A 20,495-nucleotide genomic window follows, 5' to 3' on the forward strand; every position below is an offset into this window, starting at 1 on the left:
AGTAAAGACGAGAACAATCTATATAATATTTGGAGAGGAGAAGGGATAACATGATCGTGAACCGAAAAAAGAAATGGAAATCAAAATGGGCATCTTTATCGCTTGCAGCAGCAGTAATAGCGACTGCCGGTGCAGCGGGAGCAGCATCCGCAACAGCCTTTTTAGACGGCTCAAGTACTTATAAGAATACATCTCCTCTTACTGCAAGCCGTAATGATACAGGAAATATTAAAGCTGTGAATAACGGTGCCAATACCCAAACGAGAGGCTATGCTTACAAATTGATCAATTGGTGGCCCGACAGCGTCGTCGCCTCCACCAACTGGCTCAATCCTGGTCAAGAAGAAACCCGCAGTTTTACACAAACCAAAGACGATAAGTATTATGGCCAAATTGTTGGTCAAACGATTGGCTCAAGAGGATATGTGACCATTACCGTCAAATAAATATACCGAATCAGGATGATGAGGGAGTCAGGGATACGCCTAAAAAGAATGGGGCGATCCCTGACCGCATTTTTCTTTTGTCAACTTCTCGGAAAGAAAGCGGTTGATCAGCTATGAGGTGGAATTTTCTCGTCTTATTTTATCTAAAAAAACTGTTGAGAAGTAAGCTATACGTTGGTGCCAGCATACTATTTTTTGTTTTGTTGCTTATCAGATTCCTTTTATTCTTTTCAGACGATATGAACTCAGGCATGGAATACTCTGGGGAGTTGCCCTCTGAAGTGTTCATGCTTGTCCAAATCGTTTCGATCTTTTACATCGTGTTTTTCTATCTTCTCTATTCCAAAGAACTTCTTTACGGCGTTTCGTCATGGTTCGCCGATGGCTACCGGATTCTGCTCGAGAAGATGAGTGCCTTGTTCGCGGTTCATACGCTGTGCCAAGGGATCATGTTGATGATGGCCTACGCCGTTTTTTCACTCGTGTATATCTTCATTGGGATTGAGCCTTCGGATCTGTATTTGTCGCTGCTGCGGTTTCTCGCCGTCTACCTGTTCGGGCCGCTCGTGTTCACCGTTCTGTACGGCGTCATCATCGCGATGCTGTTCGGCACGAAAAGAATTAGTTTTTTCGCTATTTTGTTTGTGTGGATCCTGACCGGACCGATGACGACGGAGCTGTTCATCGATGTATCCCAAACCGTTCATGCCCGCGACTGGGCGTCGCTGCTGTTTATCGGGAAACATATGATCCAACATGTGTATGATTCATACATCGGATTTGAGGTCGATCGCGGCGGGGAATGGAAATTCGCTGCATGGCTTCTTGCTCTTGCCGCATTGTCCTTGCTGTCGTCGATCCGCTGGACGCAGACGAAAAAGGAACGAAACACAGTCCTAAAAGCGCTGCTCGTCTTCCCGTTTCTGATCGTCCTAACCGCCTACAACTCCTTGCAAACGAACACAAAGGCATTCACCCGGGCCGATCAGACGACCGAACTTGAGGAATACCGCCAGATGAAACAAGAGGTAAAAGCCGATTTGCGCTACCGTATCCAGTCGTACGACCTTTCCTTGCATGGATCGCGTGCGGTCGTGCGCGTGGCCTTGTCCCATTTGGAAACGAACCGGCCAACGTTTCAACTGTACCATTTGTATCCGCTTCACTCGATTGAAGCGGACCATCAGCCCGTCAAGTTTACGAGAAACGGCGATCTCGTGACCGTGTGGCTGCCCAAACGAACCTTGACGCTCACCTTTTCCTATGAGATCGTCGATACGGCCCTCATCCCGCACACCAACGGCCGCATCGTCCTGCTGGCGGATCGGGCGTGGTATCCGAAAAAACGAGCTGCGCACATGTATCGGATTGATGAATATCGGGTAGCGGGAACGAGAGCTTGGGATGGGGCATTCACGGACCAGTTTTTTCCGGGCGAAACGTATACGTTTACCTTGGACGTGGACGGCGATGTGCTGTTTTGCAATGTGCCAAAGCGTGGAAAGGTTTACCGAGGGAAGGCGCAAGCGGTCACCTTGATCAAAGGGCAAGGACATCAACTCGTCTATCAAGGATATGAGATCACCTACCCGGCCGACTGGCCGCACATGGCGGAACGGGCGCCGACTGTCATCCGCCAGTTGGAAAAAACGTTTCATTATGTACAACAAATCGCATCAACGGCGGTTCCATCGCTGCCGAAATCCATTGTGTTCTCAAGTTGGGGGCTATCCTCGTTTATGGCCAATGACCATCTTGTCTATAACACGAGCTTTTTTTCGATTGGCACCTATCATGTGGAACGAGATTATTATGAAAAAATACTCCGGCTTTCCGTGCCGCCGAAAGGATCGCGGATCATGTACAACGAGTGGATTTCGCTGGCCACCCGCTGGTTGATGCAAAAAAATGGCCTGCCGGTGATCGACTGGAGCTCCAAAAGCGAGTGGTTCGAGTCGCAGCCGCGATCCGTGCAGAAGCAGATTGAATCGATTTATGATGATTTTCAGCCGCTTGGCGTAGACCAAAAACAACAATTTTTGCGGACATGGTATGAGAACATGGACGATGCTTGGACATGGGATCGCGTCTTCGAGATGATGCAGGAGGTGAAAGGTGTTGACGGTCACCATTGAAGGATTGACGAAAATCGTGAAAAAAAAGGCGATTTTATCGGATGTCTCCCTCACCATCTCCGGCGTGTACGGCTTGCTTGGACCAAATGGCGCCGGCAAGACGACGTTGATGCGCATTTTGGCCGGGCTGTTGGATTTCAATGAGGGGCGGGTGTTGCTCGGAGACGAACCGATCAGCACCGGCACGAGAGTGAAACGGGTGAACGAGATCGGCTATTTGCCGCAAGAGTTTATGATTTACCCGGAGCTGACAATGTATGAAGTGCTTGAGCATCTCGCCGTCTTGCAAGGAGAACATCCCGCCACCTGCCGTCCGAAAATCGAACAGGTCATCGAACAAGTCAACTTGTCTTCGCACATGCACAAACCCATGCGCGAGCTGTCCGGCGGCATGCGGCGGCGGGTGGGCATCGCCATGCTGCTGCTTCGCGAACCATCCATCCTGCTGTTTGACGAGCCGACGGCCGGGCTCGATATCCGCGAGCGCGTACGGTTTCGCAATTTGTTGAAGCGGCTGGGCCACGACCATACGATCGTCATCTCTTCGCACCTTGTCGAGGACATTGAATTTTTGTGCACCAAAATCGGGGTTTTGGACCGCGGCGTGGTGCTGTTTGAAGGCAGCCCGGACGAGCTCAAGCAAAAAGCCGCTCCTTATACGTATGAGTTGGACGTGCCGTTTGAGGAACTCGACCCGATCATGGCCGCGAACGAAGTCGTCCAAATGAATGAAGAGCCTTCCCACGTCGTCGTGCGCGTCTTGTCGGAAGAACCAATCGGTCGGCGCGTCGCCCCGCGGCTGATGGACGGATATTTGGCGTTGTTGAAAGAGGCGGAAGCGCATGGATAAGAAGACGATCGCCCATCGTTTTTCCTTCGACCGCCGATTGCTGGGCCGATTGTACTGGTTTCCGTTTCTCGCGTATGGGCTGTGCGTGGGGTTGATGGTGATCTTTTCCGCCCGCTCCGACGAACCGTTTTTGCCCTACACTGTCATCCAAGGCATTGCCGTGCCGATCGCCGGATGGCATCTCGTCTTTTTGTACCGCCATTTGTATGACGAGGGGGCGAAAGAGGCGGTGTTATGGTATTATCGGAAAGCGGTCGTCCTCGACTTGCTTCGCTATGCCGTTTTGCATGGGGGATGCATCGTTCTTCTTGTCTTGGCGGTCATATGGATCCATGGAACGATGTTTCTCACTGCTCCCGTTTTGGTGCACCTGTTTCTGTTGTTTTCGTTTTACCAGTTGATTGGACTTGCCATGTTATGCGTCTTCCGCAGCCTGGATGTCGCCTTGTCGGTCATCGTGGTCTATACCTTTATGGAAGTCGCGACGCAAGGGACGTTCATGCCGTGGCCGCATCTGTTTTTGTTTCAAGCGCCGGCCGACTCGCTGTCCCTCCTTCTTCCTATGATGTGGCTGGGGGCGGGCATTGTGATCGCCGCCATTTTGATTGGACGGGAGTTTTGGTAAACGAGGGCGGAACCCAACAGAGGAATGTGGGGGGCTTGTTGGTGTGGTCTCCGTTCATGGGACGCACCCGTCCGCCCCCACCTCATCTCCGCAATACGGGACAGACCGTCCTGGACACAAAAAAGAGGCACGGTTCATGAGCGGGCTTTCTCATAAATCGTCTTCCCGTCGCGCTCGATTTCGCGCCGGATCGCTTCGTTCAGCGCGTCGAAAAAAAGCACATCGCACGAATAAATGCCGACGATCTCATCAATATCCTCTTTGATTTTCCACTTTTGTTTGCCGGTATAGTCCACGCACAAGTCAATGTCGGAGTTGTAGCGGGCCGTGCCGCGCGCCCGCGAGCCGAACAACACGACTTTTTGAATGTCTTTTTCGCCGGCGAAATACGCCATCAGCCGTTTAAACACGACCGGGCTAATTCCATACATCACGGTCGATCACTTCTTCTTTGATGTTTTGCAGCAGCGCTTCGATTTCGTGGATATATTCTGATACAATTCGGTTTTTGATCTGCTCATCATCTTCCTCGTTATACACATGGGCCGTGGCGTTGCGTGAGTTGAGTATATCCTAAATAAATCCATTCCTCTTTTTGAGCGATTAGCATTGATTCTAACCGTCCTCAAACGAGCAACTGTTGTTTGCCTTCTACAACATTTAAATATACATTGGGCAAATCATGCAAAACTTCATAAGCCGAAACATACGCAATAGCAGGCTGGCTGTATGCGCATACCAACATCCTTTCTATATTATTTTTTGCGCCAATTAAGCGATTCCCTTTCGATTTGACTTTAATGAGATATCGTCCCCCTTCTTCGAATTCCTCGAATTTTTCATTGTGTATTTCTAACATGCGCTTAATGGGGGCCAACACTTTTTGTTGTTCCGTTAATGTTAATACCTTCAATTCACCTTTAACGATATAATCAAGCAACTCTAGGGCGACAAAACGATTTAACTGATGATGATAAAATTGATTGGAGTAATGTCTTAAGCATTTATAGCAAGATGTCTCGCAATGGTTTTCGCATTCATGCAAAATTTCCCTTGCCATTTTAATAATATCAGGGAGCATTTCCCCTGCAATGTGTGAATACCCCGCTCCTCCGGATAAAGTATCAAACAGGTAAACATCGGCTTGATACAGATGTTGTGAACTTTTTGTCTCTAATGGAAGAATGCGATATCCTGACAGCAACTCATTATAATCGATGTCCAATACCCGGCTTGCAGCCAATACGAGCGCCTCGCCAATCGTCTTCAAACCGTCATGAACCCATTGATGATTCGGGTGAAAGTCGACTTTTTCATCAAAACTCATCCGCAATAGTAATAAATCAGAGTTAAATATATTCCCAAGAAACACTTTCATAATACTTCCTCTACAGCGGCTATCCCTTTGACCAAGATGTGTTTTCAACCTGTAAGGTACATCATGAGCCAATTTATGTTCACTCTCCCCTGCTGGCCAAATAGCCCCACAATCCGTGCAGATTTCGAATCCTTCCTGTCGATCCGTCCCTTTATTCATGACGATAAGCTGTTTGTTCATCTCATTAGCATATTGAAGCCGCTCTGAACCTGAATAAGCCTTCAAACTTAGTTTTTCACCAGACACAGGAATAGGTAACTGAGGAGGAACTGCATAGGTGAATTCCTGCTCCCTATCTCCTTCCTTCACCTCCATCCCTTTCTCAGGCGAAAACCCCGTTGGTCGCAACAACGGACTGTTTTTCAACTCACCACCACACACTGAACATTTTTTCGTTTGGATTGGATCCAAAGAAACAAATAAGCACGATTCACAATAGGTGATAACCGGCAAACTGTCAAGCAACAAATCTTTAGCCGGTTTTAACGGATCGTGTGGATTAGGTACATAAATTCCCCCTATTCGATATGTTTTCTTATCAACAACAATTTGTCTTCCTGGCGCATACTCGCTCAACGCTCTATTTATCTCCAATTGCGGTCGTTGTTTAACGATTATTCTCCCCGTTCTTTCATCTTTCCCTTCGATGTAAAAACTGCATAAATCTTGTGGAAATGCATAGGTTGGAAGCAAGCCGTGATTGAACAAAAAATCGAGAAATTTATCGTTCGGATTTACTTCCGCTATATCGTCACCATCGATGGGTTGTATTGTATGTTTGACTTTCTCATAATTCCGTTCCAACTCGCTTACTAGCTCATTACATGCTTCCTTAACAATATCCCATTTTCGCTCTGCCATATCCCCCCCGCCTAATATTCCTCCTGTCGAAACAACCTCATCCGGAATCAAGTCAAAAATCACAGGATAGTCGCGAAAACGACAGGCGATATTGTCATTCAGCCATTTTTTAAACTGCTCATAATTAAAAGGCGGAGTACCTTCAAAAAATGATTTTGTATCACCTAACGAACTGCTGAGAATGCTTGACGCAACGGCACTTGCAGAAACGTTTTCATGAAAATACGTTTGAATGAGAAATGCGTTCAAATGCCTTTTGGTGATTTTTTTATTATCAATATAAACAATGGGTTTGCGAGCCGAACCGCTGATCATTTTTTCAGGCTGTTGAAAATAATAATAATCGTGCGGCCCTCCCTGGGCATAAGTAACTACGGTCGATAAAGCCGTTCCCCTCCGTCCAGCACGTCCCGCACGCTGCTGGTAGTTCTCCCGTTGTGGCGGAACATTTCGTAGTCCAACGGCAGTCAGTGAACCAATGTCGACGCCGACTTCCATTGTGGTTGTACAGCTTAAAATATCGACAGGTCCTTCTAAAACATCTAATATGATATCTTGGAACCGCAATTCGTACTCTTCTGTTGTTGCGATCGCTATTTTCGCATCCTTTTGCGACAGTTGAGCGGTATGCTCTTCAACGGTGATGTTCGAAATTTTCTCATGGTTTGTCAATATTTTTTGTATAGGTGAACGCCAAAATCCTTTTTCTGAATCCAACCGTTTACTGTTCACGTCTAATATCTCGATATTTTCCGATAAACAATTCACACATTTATTTTTTGCTGCAACGATATTCATTTCTTTGCAATCATTGCATTTATACCAAGTTGTATAAATGCCGGGAATCAGTTTTAATTTTCTAGGGGATAAATAATATCTTCCTTCCGATTCTGTACACAATTTAAACAAAGCATCGACAATTTCCTTCTTATGCTCCTCACTTTGAACATAAAGATGAATGATATTCTCTAAGTTTTTCGGTATATAACCTTTCTCAACTCCCCAATCATCGCCCCCGAACCCTCTAATCTTCAGCCTCTCATAGAAATGAATGGTTGAATCTATGGCCACTCTATCCAGCATTTCTTGAATGAACAGCATAGTCAGTACATAAATGTCTTCCTTCGACAATATCTCTTTTAGCTTTCTTTCTACTCTTGCCATTTCTCTTTTAACAGGCTCTACGTAGCCTGTGGCCGTTGTATAAACCGAGTAGAGTGGATGGCAAAGCTGGCGAAGAAGTTCTGTTTTGAAACGAGGCAGCAGTTCAATGTCGCCGTTTTCAATCAGCTCCTCATAGTCGCCATCAAAATCCTCATGTAAAATTTGAACATGATAGGCCAACGATTTTCGATCCTGTCCTTCAAAAAAGTATAATTTATGCTCATCAATCACTTGCAGCAACGAACAATATAAAGCGCCGCTCAGTTTTGGTTCAATATCTTGATCAATTAATTTTTGAGCCGCCAATAAAATGGACTGTCTAAAAGAGTCGAGCTCTACTTCATGGGGAATATCCCTGGCAAGACGTGCAGCCTTTTGGCGTCCGTCAGAAAACAGCAGCACTTTCCGTCCCTCATTAGGCAATTGTTTATTCAGCTTTACCGGAGGTTGCAATAAAAATTGCTCGCGAACTAAATTAGCAAAAGGCTGCTCACCTTTTGTTTTTAAGTCCGTAATCGTTCCCTGCACTTTTCTCATACAGCACGGACATTGTTGGAATGTAATTGTTTGCTTTTTCTTTTTGTTCTTATTTGCCTCATCATGAGGCAAATACAATTTTAGATAACCTTCAGGATCTTCCGGCGGCGACTTCATTAAATATCCCGTCCTGATATCGAGCCATACAGGACGCACCGATCGTTCTCCTTTTTGTATTTTTTCATGGGGCGGTTCAACCAGCAAGTGAATCTCTGTCAACTCCTCGCCAACAATGCCTTTCCCTTTTTCAGCCCATAAGTAGTTGCCGTCCTTTTTCGATATATACCCTCGAATAAACGCAGTTCCACATTTTCGATGGGTAAGCAATTCGTAGACCCTTGCTTCCTTGCTACAAGTACATTGTAATTTCGGAGAATCATACATTTTTCCTAAAATCGAATCGTTTCCTTTTACTCTTTTTTCCTCACATTTCGGATTGGTGCAGACATAAATGCCTGATACACCTTTAAAGAATAAATGGATCCTTACCGGCAATAACACTCGCTCATTATCTTTCGCTGCATTGGCCAACATTAATAAATGGCTCGTCGCTTTTTGGGCCACTTTCATATCGACACTTGGAAATACCAACTTGGCAATATCGCTGAACTTTTTAGCATTTCCGCTTATTTGTTCAATAATTAATTCGAGCGGTCCAAATCCGTCTAAGCTTTTATATAAATACGACGGCAGCTCATCTAAATTATGTGGGACATCTCCCCATCCAAGCCGCTTTGCTACAGCCTGGAGATTCGACCGCAATGTATCGTACTGATGAATGCGATTGGTAAACTGCTCGCTGTCTAGCAAGGCGAATGCATAGGCCTCTTCTGTCGTGCCAATTCTTCCGGGCTTTCTTTTTTCTTTCACTCCTTTGATCAACTTAAACGAACGTTTTTTCAGTTTGCCCGTTAATTGTTCAGCAAACTCAATAGCCGCAGAATTATCATCCTCCGCGCCCAAACTTGCACTCGTTAGAATGCAGCGCAATCGATCGCGTGTAATTCCTAATCTTGCCTGCAACCTTCTAATGAGTAGAGCCACCTCTGCACCACTCGTTCCTCGGTACATATGCGCCTCATCAAGCACTAGAATCAATGTGTTCGCTTCATCTTCTGCAAGCCATTGTCTTGTTTTCTCCCAAATTGGCCGCTCAATCGGGCGCATCAACATATACTCCAGCATGGAATAGTTCGTTACCAAAATATCCGGGGGAGTCGTTTGCATCTCGTGTCTAGTAAACAATTCCCGGTCGTCAGGAGAGGTCAAATATCGAGATTTCCAGTCGCCTTTTTTGCCTGAACGAAAGTTTGTTAAATTTTTCGCTATCCATTTCCCTCTTTTTTTCATTTCCAGCGCCAGTTGCGGCCGATGCTTTTCAATATCCAAATAATAATCAATAATCTCCTTCAACTGGTAGTCGTCTTTTTCCTTTGTCCGCTCTCCCGGGTAAGGTGTTCTTGATGTGTACATACCGAATAATGGATGACGGCCGAAATGATCCCGAAAGTACTTGGACACTCTCTCATCACCAAAAAGCTGGCGCAATCTTGTGATTTGATCGCTGACTAGCGCATTCATCGGATATAGTATTAACGCCCGAACCGCATGTGTTTGAAACTGTTCCCTTCTATTAAATCCTTCATCAATTAATGAGTTTAAAATGGGATGTAAGAATGATTCCGTTTTACCTGAGCCGGTTCCAGTCGCTACAACTAAATCATGTCCATCCACTAAAAATGATTCAAGCGCCTCCTGCTGATGGACGTACGGCCTCTTATAAATTCCTACACTAGGAGACAACTCCGAAAAATAAGTCATTGCTTCTTTACAATGAGCAGGCAAATTCATCTGCTCGTAGGCAGGCCCCAGCTCATAAACAGGAGTGGCCTCAATATAAGGCTCCTTCGAAATGACCCCTGGTGAATCCAATAACTCTCTGCGCTCTAACAGCAAAGAGGGATGGCTGATTGGATATTGCGCTTCAATATATTCGCGCAATTTTTGATGCAGCCGTGCAGAAACGGAGTTAATGGTAAATTCCATCATCCCATTTCGACTCCTTCCCATCGTATTGAATCCTCATCAATCCCCAAGCGCCGCAAAACCCAAATAAAATCTGAATAATGCCACAAAGGCACAATCCACTCAATCGGTTTGATAAAGGAAAGCGGGAAACAAAAAAGCATCGCCATCTTTTGTTCAAACACAGGAAACTTTTTAAAAAGACGGACATAAATAACATCTTCACGAATTTTTGCACACTTTATCGTTGTTTTCACCTGAGCCTTATACTCTAAGGCATACTTAGCCGTTTCTAAATAATATTCGGGTATCTTGTAATAACGCGCATCACCCCTCCCCATGTTCTCAACCCAAAAGTAGAGCGGTTGACTGTTTTTTAATGCATACCTAGCAATATAACAATCAGACTTTGATGCAAGATTCATTTGAAATGGGTGCCATTTGCGCCGTTTTTGAGGCAAAAATAGTTCTGTTGGTTCATCGTTTAGTTTTACTGGGTTCTGCAATTTGAGCGTTTCGATAAATTCATTTACAGTCGGTGAAGGCATCCATTCATCAATCATCAACGTTGGAACATGACTGCCCTCTTCCATATAACCGTTGCCGCACCCGTAATACTTGTCGCTCTTTCCTTCAGGGTTGCTGAGCACAACCAAGCTTTTAGACACGGGAAGTTCGACACAGCGCGGGGGCAACGGCAAATAATATCCATTGGCAAGCTTCAATATTTCCCCCAAACCAGATAACAGTTCGAGCAATGACTGTGCTTCGGTTTGATCTTCTTCTTTCATAACGTTTCGAAGATCTTCAAAAAAGCGCCCCTTTAGCAATCTTTGCAAAGGCGGGATAAGCCGCTGAAAATGCACCGGGTTCATTTTATAGTCCTCGAATGCATAAAAGTGCACCAAAGAAAGGACATGACGTTTTATTTGTCTGAATTGTATAATTATATTCTCCCATGCATCTATCAACATCTCTCGAGCTCCACCCCCTTACTAAATCAAAATATTCTCGCTGTCAAACTCTTCTAAGATTTTCTTTGCCTGCTCACGGGCAACATACGGCTGCAGTAGCACCTTGACAACCCATACAGACACGGCTTCTTCCTCAAACCGTTCATCCTCTAATAACCGAAACCATTTTTTAAATGCTTCTTTTTGTTTCGTAAACGACATGACTTCTTGCACAATTTCCACAAAATTATTGAACTCACTAGATTTTTCCTTTAATATTTTACCTTCTACAAGTAAACGTGCAGGGATGGATCCAAAGACTAGACGATGCGTCTTTCTTAGTAACCGAATATCAGGAGTTGTTATCATTTCATTTGCGCTGATCACAGGCGAAAACGACAACTTTTGGATGAACGAATCAGTCAACTCACTTTCTTCTTTTATGCTTATCAAAATCAATTCCGGCAACGACTCATCAATAGACACGCGCCAATGGTCGAGAAACGATTGTAAATACAATTCAGCAGGCGAATTTTCAATTTGGCATAAATGAAGAGACTTTACACAGTCAGGCCGTGTATAACAAGAAAAGGAATTGATCAACGTTTTATTAGTAAAATTCCGTATATCTGGAAAAACCGTTAGATGATCGTTTCCTGCAACCGCCCAGCCGATTGCCTGTGACAGTTCAAAACTAAATTCTCCTTTGACCACGACTGGTTTACGAAACAAAATCGCTCCGATGATCGTTTTCGCTGTCAACCATGCTTTATTCTCCTGCATGCCAATCATGCATAGGTTTTCTGCAATGGATGTCATTAAATGATTTATATCTTCATAATAAACTGTTGTTTCATCAACATCCTTCACCACCCATTCCGAATGATTTCGATCGTCTGATGCGTTATGCACAGAGACATTTAACCCCAAATTCATAAAAGGTAGTAAATCAGCCAAAGTCTGGAAAATATTATCTTTCATTTCCTTAATCTTTAATTCCAATGCCTTATCGGCTTTTTTTAGTCTTTCTTCCCTTTCTTTTATCTGTCTTTCGATTTCTTCCATCTCAACTAGCAAATGCTCTTTTTTTCTACGCAGCTGTTCTGTTTCGTTCAATACTTTTCGATGCTCATCTTCGATTCTTGCTTTCTCCGCAGCAAACCTTTCCTCTAATTCAACCTCTATTTTCCTTTGAATCACTGGGTACTGTAACAATTCCTCCTCAAATTGACCAATATCTTCCTTTGTTATTTGATATTTATCCAACAACTCAATGGCTTGCATAATACGCTCATAACGAACTTGCGGAGGGAGATCGCTAACCAATTCAGATAGCTGACTGATGACTTTTCTTGAAATTTCCTGAACCTGTTGCTGGTCTTTCAACGTTTTTAAAGCATAACGCATAATCCGAGCGTTAGTGGCACAATCGAGATAATCTTCGACAGGGCTCGCTAGCATCGCCGATACAAAGTATCGTTCGATCCCGACGTTCTTATCATTATATTTAACGAGATGCATCCCTTTTTTTCGTATTTCGAGCAACTTATCGTCGGACGAATCAATCACCCATTTTTGTTCTTTTGTCTGTTTGACACGGTAAGGCCCAACTAAATAATCATCATTCGTTAAGAGTAAAATTTCTGAACTAAACTGCTGCGGGGCATCAAACCCGTTCTGAATCAAATAAACAATGTCATGATTTTGCGCAAGTGAAAACGGTATTGGGAATACCTCATAATATTTTAAATTCTCCAATTCTTTTCTTACGATAAACTTTGAATATACAGGTCTTCCTGTGTATTCTTCCTCATTTCTTTCTTCAACTGTATAAAATCCCACTTTCCCTGCGTGAATGTCTTCAGGAGCAGGAGACCATATCACTTCCCCCTCACTTGGATAATGCAATCGTGCTTCCTGAACCTCAATTAACTGGTGATCGCGATATTCCGCTAAAACTTTAACAAACACATATTTTTTATTTGGCTTTCTTTCTTTTTCGACAATCCCAAATATCGTCTTCACGACGATCTCCTCCCATCAATAAATTCCTTTACTATTTTTGGAACCTTGTTTCGATACGTCTTTACATAGTAGGCTAGTTTTGCCCGCAACATTTTATCCCCTACATCTTGCAACAAAAACTCTAGAAAACGATATTGTTCATTTGAAATCCAACAACACTTTGTTTGCTCAAGCTGCATATACGCCAATAAAACTTTGCGCCAATCGGGATGGGCTAAATCGCACATCTCTTGAGCAGAAAAGTCAAACGCCCAAACCCCAGGAATAAAAAGCTTCTCAACAGATGGATGAAAAAACTCTCCCCCTTGACTGAGCTCTCTGGCAAACCGATTTTTTTCTTTGATCCAGTAAGGAAACAAAAGAGGATCTGTTACCGAAACCGTTGTGTATTTCAAGATGCTCTTTTCCTCACACAGCGCCAATGTCCGCTGGTCAACCACAACCCCGGATTCCAATCGTTCCGAAAAATATGGGTTCGCGTTTGGATCATAAAATAGATGTAACATCTTTCCTTCATGTTTTTTAATATAAAAAGTATGAAAACCTTTTTTATGCAATATAATGTCAACATAAGAACTCGACAGCGGATATTCCCGACTCGTATAATCCGGTTGAATATGAACTAGGCTGTACTTTTGCGGTTGAAAGTCACGGAAAGATATTTGGATTCTACATTTTCCTGTTCCGATTAACATCGCTTCTCCTTTTCTGCCAAAAATTGAAGGGACAACTATATCCAAATAATAATACGGCGGTTTCAAGTCATATCCAAATTGCCGAAACCACTCTATTAACGGCTCCGCCAATAGAAAAGGAAGACGGATTTTATAGGCAAACCATCCATACTTTTGATTTAATGGTGTTACATCCATTTCCCTCGGAAACTCTATTTTTTTTCGTGACATCATATAAAACGTATCACTCAGTGATAGTTCTCTAGGCTCAATCATGCAAAAGCTTTGGTTTATTGGCCGAAACAAATATGTATGGTTTTGAAACCCTTTAATATATTCAGGCCAAAACAAGCCGAGTTTCTCATAACATTCTTCATCTTTTCTAGTCGCAAAAGAAAAACTGTAGCTCTGCTTTGGAACAATCCACAGTTTATTTTCACTAGAGTTAGGCCAAAGCTGTGCAGAGGAAATAAAGGAATTCATTTCATTGCATTTTATTTTAAAGTGCAAATGATGCACGTCACATTGCATCACTTGAGAAGGCGTTAAATAAGGAAAGGTAATAAAAAGCTCCCAATCACGTTCCAATGGTTCAAATGTAATAAAGGGGCGGCTTATCATCACTGAATAATCATGAAGATGGGATGAACCTGACAAACGTTGAACATAAAGTTCGCATCGTTCAGACCCTTGCCCGCGTTCGTGACGAAAGTGAGCGGACTGCACCCTTCCTTCTGCTTTAAATACTCTCGCGCCGCAGCATGGACACGTATAGACAACCCCATACTTATGTGCGTTTTTCGCATGAACAAGTTGTCCTAACGGGTTAAATGCTCTTTCCATATGAACAGAACCCCTTACAAAAATGACTGGATGTTGTTTTATATCTTGACCACTTCAATAAACTATTGCTAATGCGACAAAACGATGAATTTCGCGGGGAGAGACAGCATATTCTCCATAACTGTCTCTCCTCAAAGCACCGATTGATCCCCTTACATATTCATGCACTGCAGCTTCGCCTGCTCAAGCACATCTTCCACCGCTTTCGGCTGTTTATTTGGCGGATAATCGTACTTGCGCAGCACCTTCTTAATTTCAAGGCGCATGCGCGCTTGGGCTTGCGCTTTTTTATCCCAATCGTGCGTCCGGTTTTCCTTTACCGTTTTCGCCAAATCCTTTGCGATTTGAATTAATACCTCATCTTCCATTAATTTTTTTATATCCGGGTCAGAACCTAACACGTCGAAAAACGCCTTCTCCTCCTCGGTTAAGCCAAGCTGTTTCCCTTCTTCAATCGCCGCCTGCAACTCTTCTTTAAATTTAAGCAATTCCTCAAATACTTCATACACATCCGTGTAATCATTTCGATTGTTGTATTTTTCTAATATTTTTTCAAAACGTTTGGAAAATGTTTGGCTCACCGTCATGTTTGTCTTTTTCACATCTTGCAATTTTTGCTTTAATACGCGCATTAAAATGGTCGACGCAATATTTTTTTGCGGCAAGGCGCGTAATTTTTTGATGTTCTCCTCATTCAACAAATCAAAACTTTCCGATGAAACCGCTTGGGTCAACACCATCACTTCATCTTCCAAAATCGCTTCTTCCAACATTTTCGCGATTCGTTCATTCACTTCTTTTAAGTCAGGTGTGCCTGTTCGCGAAGATTTCATAATAAAGGAACGAACAGCGATAAAATAGGAAATTTCCTCTTTTTGTTCTTTCGAAAGCAAGCCGGTGCAAATTTTATAAACATCTTTCAGCTTTTTCGTTTCCGTCATAAACAGCAATTTTCTTTTTTCCGTTTGCTGCACAAATTCTGCTCCGTCGCGAATGACTTCATAACGCTTTTTGTCGCTATCACCGAAAAAGGCGCGATAATCAAACGAATGGAACATATTGCGCAACACTTCGAGGATGTTTAACGCGATGTCGCGGGCTTGGGTATTTTCTTGCACTTTATCTTGGTCGCGCTTCGTATACGTTTGCAACGCTTCCATTAAATTTTTCTTTAAGCCGATGTAATCAACAATCAATCCGCCTGTTTTCCCCGGATAAACGCGGTTGACGCGGGCGATCGCTTGCATCAAGTTATGCGCCTTCATGGGCTTGTCAATATACATTGTATCGAGCGCCGGCACGTCAAAACCGGTGAGCCACATATCAACAACAATGACGATTTTAAACGGATGATCGACATCTTTAAATTCTTTTTCCCGCTGTTTCCGCGTTTGTTTATTTCCGACAAGCTTCGCGAGCTCCTCCGGATCCTGATTGTTTTCGGTCATGACAATTTTCACTTTGTCTTTCCAGTCCGGACGTTGACGCATGATCTCTTTATACATTGCAAACGCGGTGTTGCGCGAATAAGCAATGATCATCGCTTTTCCTTTGACAAGATGTTCGCGCTCCTCGTAATGGTGGATAATGTCCGTGACGACTTCGCGAATTCGGTCTTGGTCGCCTATGATTTGCTCCATGCGGCTCAAGCTTTTTTGGCTTTGTTCAATAATATAGTCGCCGACGCCTTCGTGAACTTGCATGCGCCAATATTCTTGGTCAATTTCATTCATTTTCTTCTCGTCCAATTTCACTTTCGCCAAGCGAGATTCGTAATAAATTTTGACCGTCGCCCCGTCTTCCACCGCTTGGGTCATATCATACACATCAATGACATCGCCGAACAAGCCGGTCGTCGATCGATCGGTCGTTTCAATCGGCGTCCCTGTAAATGCGATATACGTCGCATTCGGCAAAGCTTCACGCAAATATTTCGCATACCCGTACTTTTGCTCCCCCGTTTCGATATCGTATTTCGGATCAACGCCGTATTGGGAGCGGTGGGCTTCGTCAACCATCACGATGATGTTTTCCCGTTCAGAAAGCAAGCCGGTTTCTTCTTCAAACTTTTGAATCGTTGAAAAAACGATGCCGCCCGTTTGCCGATGTTCCAACAACTCTTTCAAATGGCTGCGCGTTTCCGCTTGTAATGGTGTTTGCCGTAAAAATTCACTCGCCCCGCAAAACGTTTCAAATAACTGTCCGTCTAAATCGTTGCGATCGGTGATCACGACAATGGTTGGATTTTTCAGCTGTTCCTGTCTGACTAAGTTCCCCGCAAGAAACACCATCGAATAACTTTTGCCACTTCCTTGCGTATGCCAAATGACTCCTGCACGTTTATCTGTATGAATGGCTTGGATCGTAGAAGCCACTGCTTTCTTCATGCCGTAATATTGGTGATACGCCGCCATTATTTTTGCTTCGTTTGCAAATAGCGTAAAGTTTTTGATGACATCCAAAAAGCGTTTTGGCTCGAACAAGCCGAATATTAACGTTTCTAACTCCCGGTTTTCTATGACATCATCTTCGATATTGATCTTTTTCCAAGCCATAAACCGGTCAAGCGGCGCGGTGATCGTTCCCGCGCGCGCCTGAACCCCGTCACTAATGACAAGAAACGCATTGTAGTAGAACAATGAAGGGATGTGGACGTTCATATAATTTTTTAGCTGCTTGTATGCATCTTCAATATCGACTTCTTCGCGTGACGTGCTTTTTAACTCTGCAATAACAAGCGGAAGACCGTTGACATACAGCACGATGTCTGGAATTTTCTCCTGTCCTTTTTCAATGACTTCCAATTGGTTGACAACGAGAAAATCGTTGTTTTCTGGCGTTTCCCAATCGATGAGTCGAACATGATGGTAAACCGTCTCTCCATTCACAAGCTCAGGCACTACTACCGCTTCTGTTAAGTACTTATGAAACATTTTGTTGTTTGTAAGCACGTCATTCGTTTCAAAATAGTGGATTTTGCGCATCACCTCGCGAATGATCTCAACAGGCACTTCTGGATTCAATTTCACTAACGCTTCTTCCAAACGGTCAAGCAATAAAACGTCCTTTTTATCTCGCTTTAACTCCTTCGCTGGCATATATGGGTAGCCGAGCTCTTGAAAATATTCAATGACGGCTTGCTCTAGCTGCTCTTCTGTAAACACACTTCCACCTCCCGTTCGGCGTCAACGACACGAATTTCTCCGGACATGAGCTTGGGCAATAATGAATCTCTCATACTTATCAAAGCGTTGATTTCTTCTTCATTATTGCATATTAATTTTCCTAAACTTCTCACTGCTTCGTTATAACGTTGAATAACTTCCATTTTTGGCAAAACAATAGGTACTTTTTTCAACTCCCCACCTGAAATTTCTTTGAACGTTGTTCCGGAGGCCCTGCTTTCGATCAAGTCTTTGTTATATTTTAAAACTTGAAACACAAATTCCGAACCGATGTCCTTATGCGGGATCACTGACTTAAATCCTTGATTTGTAGTGACCTCATTTTTAGCAATAGCAATATAACCAATAGGTGCCCTTGAGCTAAAAAGAACGGTACCTTTAGGAAGCAATTTTGCACTACTATTTTTTAATCCCTCTTCCGTAATATCAACACTTCCTCTTTCAACATAACGATTTTTACTGTTTGATAAATCTTTCGGCGTAATCCAAGGGATGCCGTTTTGGGTGAAATAGTCTTCCCGCTTTTTCGAAGGGGTTCCTCCCCCTACAACGTCCCCTAAATCGCCGATTGTTGCCACTCTCCACCCCTCCGGTATCATCCCCAACTCACTTTCCACAAACTTCCCACCGCTTGATTTGTACGGTTCGCCGTTTTCATTTGGAAACTCGAAATCAACAAACCAACGTTTAAAAATCGTTTGGGCTAGTTCTTCAAGCGTTTTGTTCATTTCGTTGTTGAGTTCAATTTTGTCGTCAATTGCAGACAACAGATTTGCTATTCTCTTTTGCTCCTGTAATGGCGGCAAACAAATAACGGTATTAGCCAAGACGTCGCTCTGCACCCTTTGTCTGCCGGATGATCCCGTCATGGACTTTATTGCTACATTTCTGAATTCTGGTGAAATAGCCAAGTAATATACAAACTTGCTATCGGTTATTCCTTCCTTTGCTCTTAACACGATAAACTCCGTAGAGCCAAAAGCAATCTCATTATCTTCAAGGATGTCGACATAAGCTGTTTTTCCATTTTCAAGACAAGGTGTTATCCGTGCAAGGAGAGTATCACCGTTTTTAAATTTTGAACCGGATGTAAACTCGGCAATTTCATATGACTGTATTTTTCTTGTAAACTCCGCAACATCTTGCATGGACACTTTTTTGGCCAACGTTCCTTTTCTTAAAGGGGTTCTAGGGTTTATGTCTATAACATCTATTAACCTTGTTTCTTTCCACCCGTCATATCTCATACCCTATCCCCCCCAACTGCTTGCGAATTTCTTCTTCCAACTGGCGCGATTTTTGAAATTGCTTCGCCAATGTCGCTGTCAGCCGCTCCATTTTTTCCTCAAACGATTCCCCGTCTTCTTCCTCTTCTTCAATGCCGACGTAGCGGCCGGGCGTGAGGATGTAGTTGTGCTCGCGAATGTCGTCGATCGTCGCTGATTTGCAAAAGCCTTGCACGTCTTCGTAGTTCTCGTTGTTTTGCCAATTGATATACGTATCGGCGATTTTGCGGATATCCTCATCCGTCAACTCTCGCAACTTCCGGGTGACGAGCTGGCCGAATTTGCGCGCATCGATGAATAACGTTTTCCTCGGATGTTTCTTGTTGCGGTTTAAAATCCAAATGCACACCGGGATTTGCGTTGTGTAAAACAATTTATCCGGCAACGCGATGATCGCGTCGACTAAATCTGCGTTGACAATGTTTTTGCGAATCTCCCCTTCGCCGGACGTCATCGAGGACAGCGAGCCGTTCGCCAGCACAACCGCCGCTTTTCCGTTTTGGCTAAGCTTGTCGATCATATGCTGCAGCCAGGCGTAGTTGGCGTTTCCAGCTGGTGGAATACCAAATTTCCAGCGTGGGTCGTCGATTAATTTCGGTTGCCCCCAGTCGCTGTCATTAAACGGTGGATTCGCTAAAATATAGTCCGCTTTTAACGTCGGATGCAAGTCTTCATGAAACGTGTCGGCATGTTTCGGACCGAGATTGTTTTCAATGCCGCGAATCGCCAAGTTCATTTTGGCGAGCTTCCATGTCGTTGGGTTCGATTCTTGGCCGTAAATGGAAATATCAAACTTGTTTCCCGCATGTTCTTCGACGAATTTCATCGACTGGACGAACATCCCGCCGCTGCCGCATGCCGGGTCGTACACATACCCTTTGAACGGCTGAATCATTTCGACCATCAGTTTGACGACGCATTTCGGCGTGTAAAACTCGCCTCCTCCTTTTCCTTCGCTGGCCGCAAATTTGCCTAAGAAGTATTCGTACACCCGCCCTAAGACGTCTTTTTCCTTTGCCCCGCTGCCGCCGACGTCAATATTGGAAAACAAGTCAATAATTTCCCCTAAAATGCGCTTGTCTAACTCAGGGCGGGAGTAGTTTTTCGGGAGCACTCCTTTTAAACTGTCATTCTCTTTTTCGATTGCATCCAACGCCTCATCGACAATTTTTCCGATTTCCGGCGACTTCGAACGTTCCGCTATATAGCTCCAACGGGCCGTTTCCGGCACCCAAAACACTCCGTCCGCCATATACGCGTCGCGGTCTTCCGCAAAATCGGGATCTTCTTTCATCAGTTCTTCCCATTTTTCTTGAAACGTATCAGACACGTATTTTAAGAAAATAAGCCCTAAGACGACGTGTTTATATTCTGCCGCATCCATATTGTTTCGCAGCTTATCGGCTGCGGACCATAACTTTTCTTCAAAACCGATCGTCGCCATCTGTCGCTGCTCCTTTCCCGTTTGACACGATATGTCATTTGATTCCCAGAGTCCATTTTACCAT

13 protein-coding genes are annotated in these 20,495 nt (G+C 44.0%); 4 read left to right on the top strand and 9 right to left on the bottom strand.

Annotated elements, in window-relative coordinates:
• The first annotated feature begins 50 nt into the window (after nt 1-50).
• From GYMC52_RS11935 to GYMC52_RS11950, 4 genes are all read left to right on the top strand, one after another.
• On the top strand, nt 51-446 hold the full coding sequence (locus GYMC52_RS11935) for a hypothetical protein (protein WP_012820624.1): 396 nt from the start codon (nt 51-53) through the stop codon (nt 444-446).
• Nucleotides 447-559: 113 nt separating this feature from the next.
• Nucleotides 560-2,581 carry a hypothetical protein gene (locus GYMC52_RS11940; RefSeq protein ID WP_012820623.1) on the top strand — a complete coding sequence of 674 codons (2,022 nt, stop codon included), beginning with the start codon at nt 560-562 and terminating at the stop codon, nt 2,579-2,581.
• Nucleotides 2,565-3,431, top strand: coding sequence for an ATP-binding cassette domain-containing protein (locus GYMC52_RS11945; protein ID WP_041469516.1), 867 nt, complete (start codon nt 2,565-2,567; stop codon nt 3,429-3,431). The genes GYMC52_RS11940 and GYMC52_RS11945 overlap by 17 nt, the downstream gene beginning before the upstream one ends.
• Nucleotides 3,424-4,056 carry a hypothetical protein gene (locus GYMC52_RS11950; protein WP_012820621.1) on the top strand — a complete coding sequence of 211 codons (633 nt, stop codon included), beginning with the start codon at nt 3,424-3,426 and terminating at the stop codon, nt 4,054-4,056. Before GYMC52_RS11945 ends, GYMC52_RS11950 begins: the two co-directional genes overlap by 8 nt.
• A 134-nt stretch (nt 4,057-4,190) precedes the next feature.
• Here the strand turns inward: GYMC52_RS11950 and GYMC52_RS11955 are convergent, their stop codons facing one another.
• From GYMC52_RS11955 to GYMC52_RS11990, 9 genes are all read right to left on the bottom strand, one after another.
• Nucleotides 4,191-4,487, bottom strand: coding sequence for a nucleotidyltransferase family protein (locus GYMC52_RS11955; RefSeq protein ID WP_012820620.1), 297 nt, complete (start codon nt 4,485-4,487; stop codon nt 4,191-4,193).
• Nucleotides 4,474-4,596 (bottom strand): hypothetical protein, encoded by a 123-nt coding sequence (locus tag GYMC52_RS20205; protein WP_255347935.1) that lies wholly within the window; start codon nt 4,594-4,596, stop codon nt 4,474-4,476. The genes GYMC52_RS11955 and GYMC52_RS20205 overlap by 14 nt, the downstream gene beginning before the upstream one ends.
• Before the next feature lie 85 nt (nt 4,597-4,681).
• On the bottom strand, nt 4,682-10,045 hold the full coding sequence (locus tag GYMC52_RS11960) for a DEAD/DEAH box helicase (RefSeq protein WP_012820619.1): 5,364 nt from the start codon (nt 10,043-10,045) through the stop codon (nt 4,682-4,684).
• Nucleotides 10,042-10,995, bottom strand: a complete 954-nt coding sequence (locus tag GYMC52_RS11965) for a hypothetical protein (protein ID WP_012820618.1) — start codon at nt 10,993-10,995, stop codon at nt 10,042-10,044. Before GYMC52_RS11965 ends, GYMC52_RS11960 begins: the two co-directional genes overlap by 4 nt.
• 21 nt (nt 10,996-11,016) lie before the next feature.
• Entirely contained in the window at nt 11,017-12,999 is a 1,983-nt protein-coding gene (locus tag GYMC52_RS11970; RefSeq protein WP_012820617.1) for a hypothetical protein, read from the bottom strand.
• Nucleotides 12,996-14,516: a hypothetical protein gene (locus tag GYMC52_RS11975; protein ID WP_230982700.1), complete on the bottom strand. Its 1,521-nt coding sequence runs from the start codon at nt 14,514-14,516 to the stop codon at nt 12,996-12,998. Before GYMC52_RS11975 ends, GYMC52_RS11970 begins: the two co-directional genes overlap by 4 nt.
• Nucleotides 14,517-14,668: 152 nt before the next feature.
• The gene (locus tag GYMC52_RS11980) at nt 14,669-17,680 is read right to left on the bottom strand and encodes a type I restriction endonuclease subunit R (RefSeq protein ID WP_012820614.1); all 3,012 of its coding nucleotides are present in this window, start codon (nt 17,678-17,680) and stop codon (nt 14,669-14,671) included.
• Entirely contained in the window at nt 17,659-18,948 is a 1,290-nt protein-coding gene (locus tag GYMC52_RS11985; RefSeq protein WP_012820613.1) for a restriction endonuclease subunit S, read from the bottom strand. The genes GYMC52_RS11980 and GYMC52_RS11985 overlap by 22 nt, the downstream gene beginning before the upstream one ends.
• Nucleotides 18,938-20,431: a type I restriction-modification system subunit M gene (locus GYMC52_RS11990; RefSeq protein WP_012820612.1), complete on the bottom strand. Its 1,494-nt coding sequence runs from the start codon at nt 20,429-20,431 to the stop codon at nt 18,938-18,940. The genes GYMC52_RS11985 and GYMC52_RS11990 overlap by 11 nt, the downstream gene beginning before the upstream one ends.
• Nucleotides 20,432-20,495: the final 64 nt, after the last annotated feature.

Source organism: Geobacillus sp. Y412MC52 (assembly GCF_000174795.2).
Taxonomy (GTDB): domain Bacteria; phylum Bacillota; class Bacilli; order Bacillales; family Anoxybacillaceae; genus Geobacillus; species Geobacillus thermoleovorans.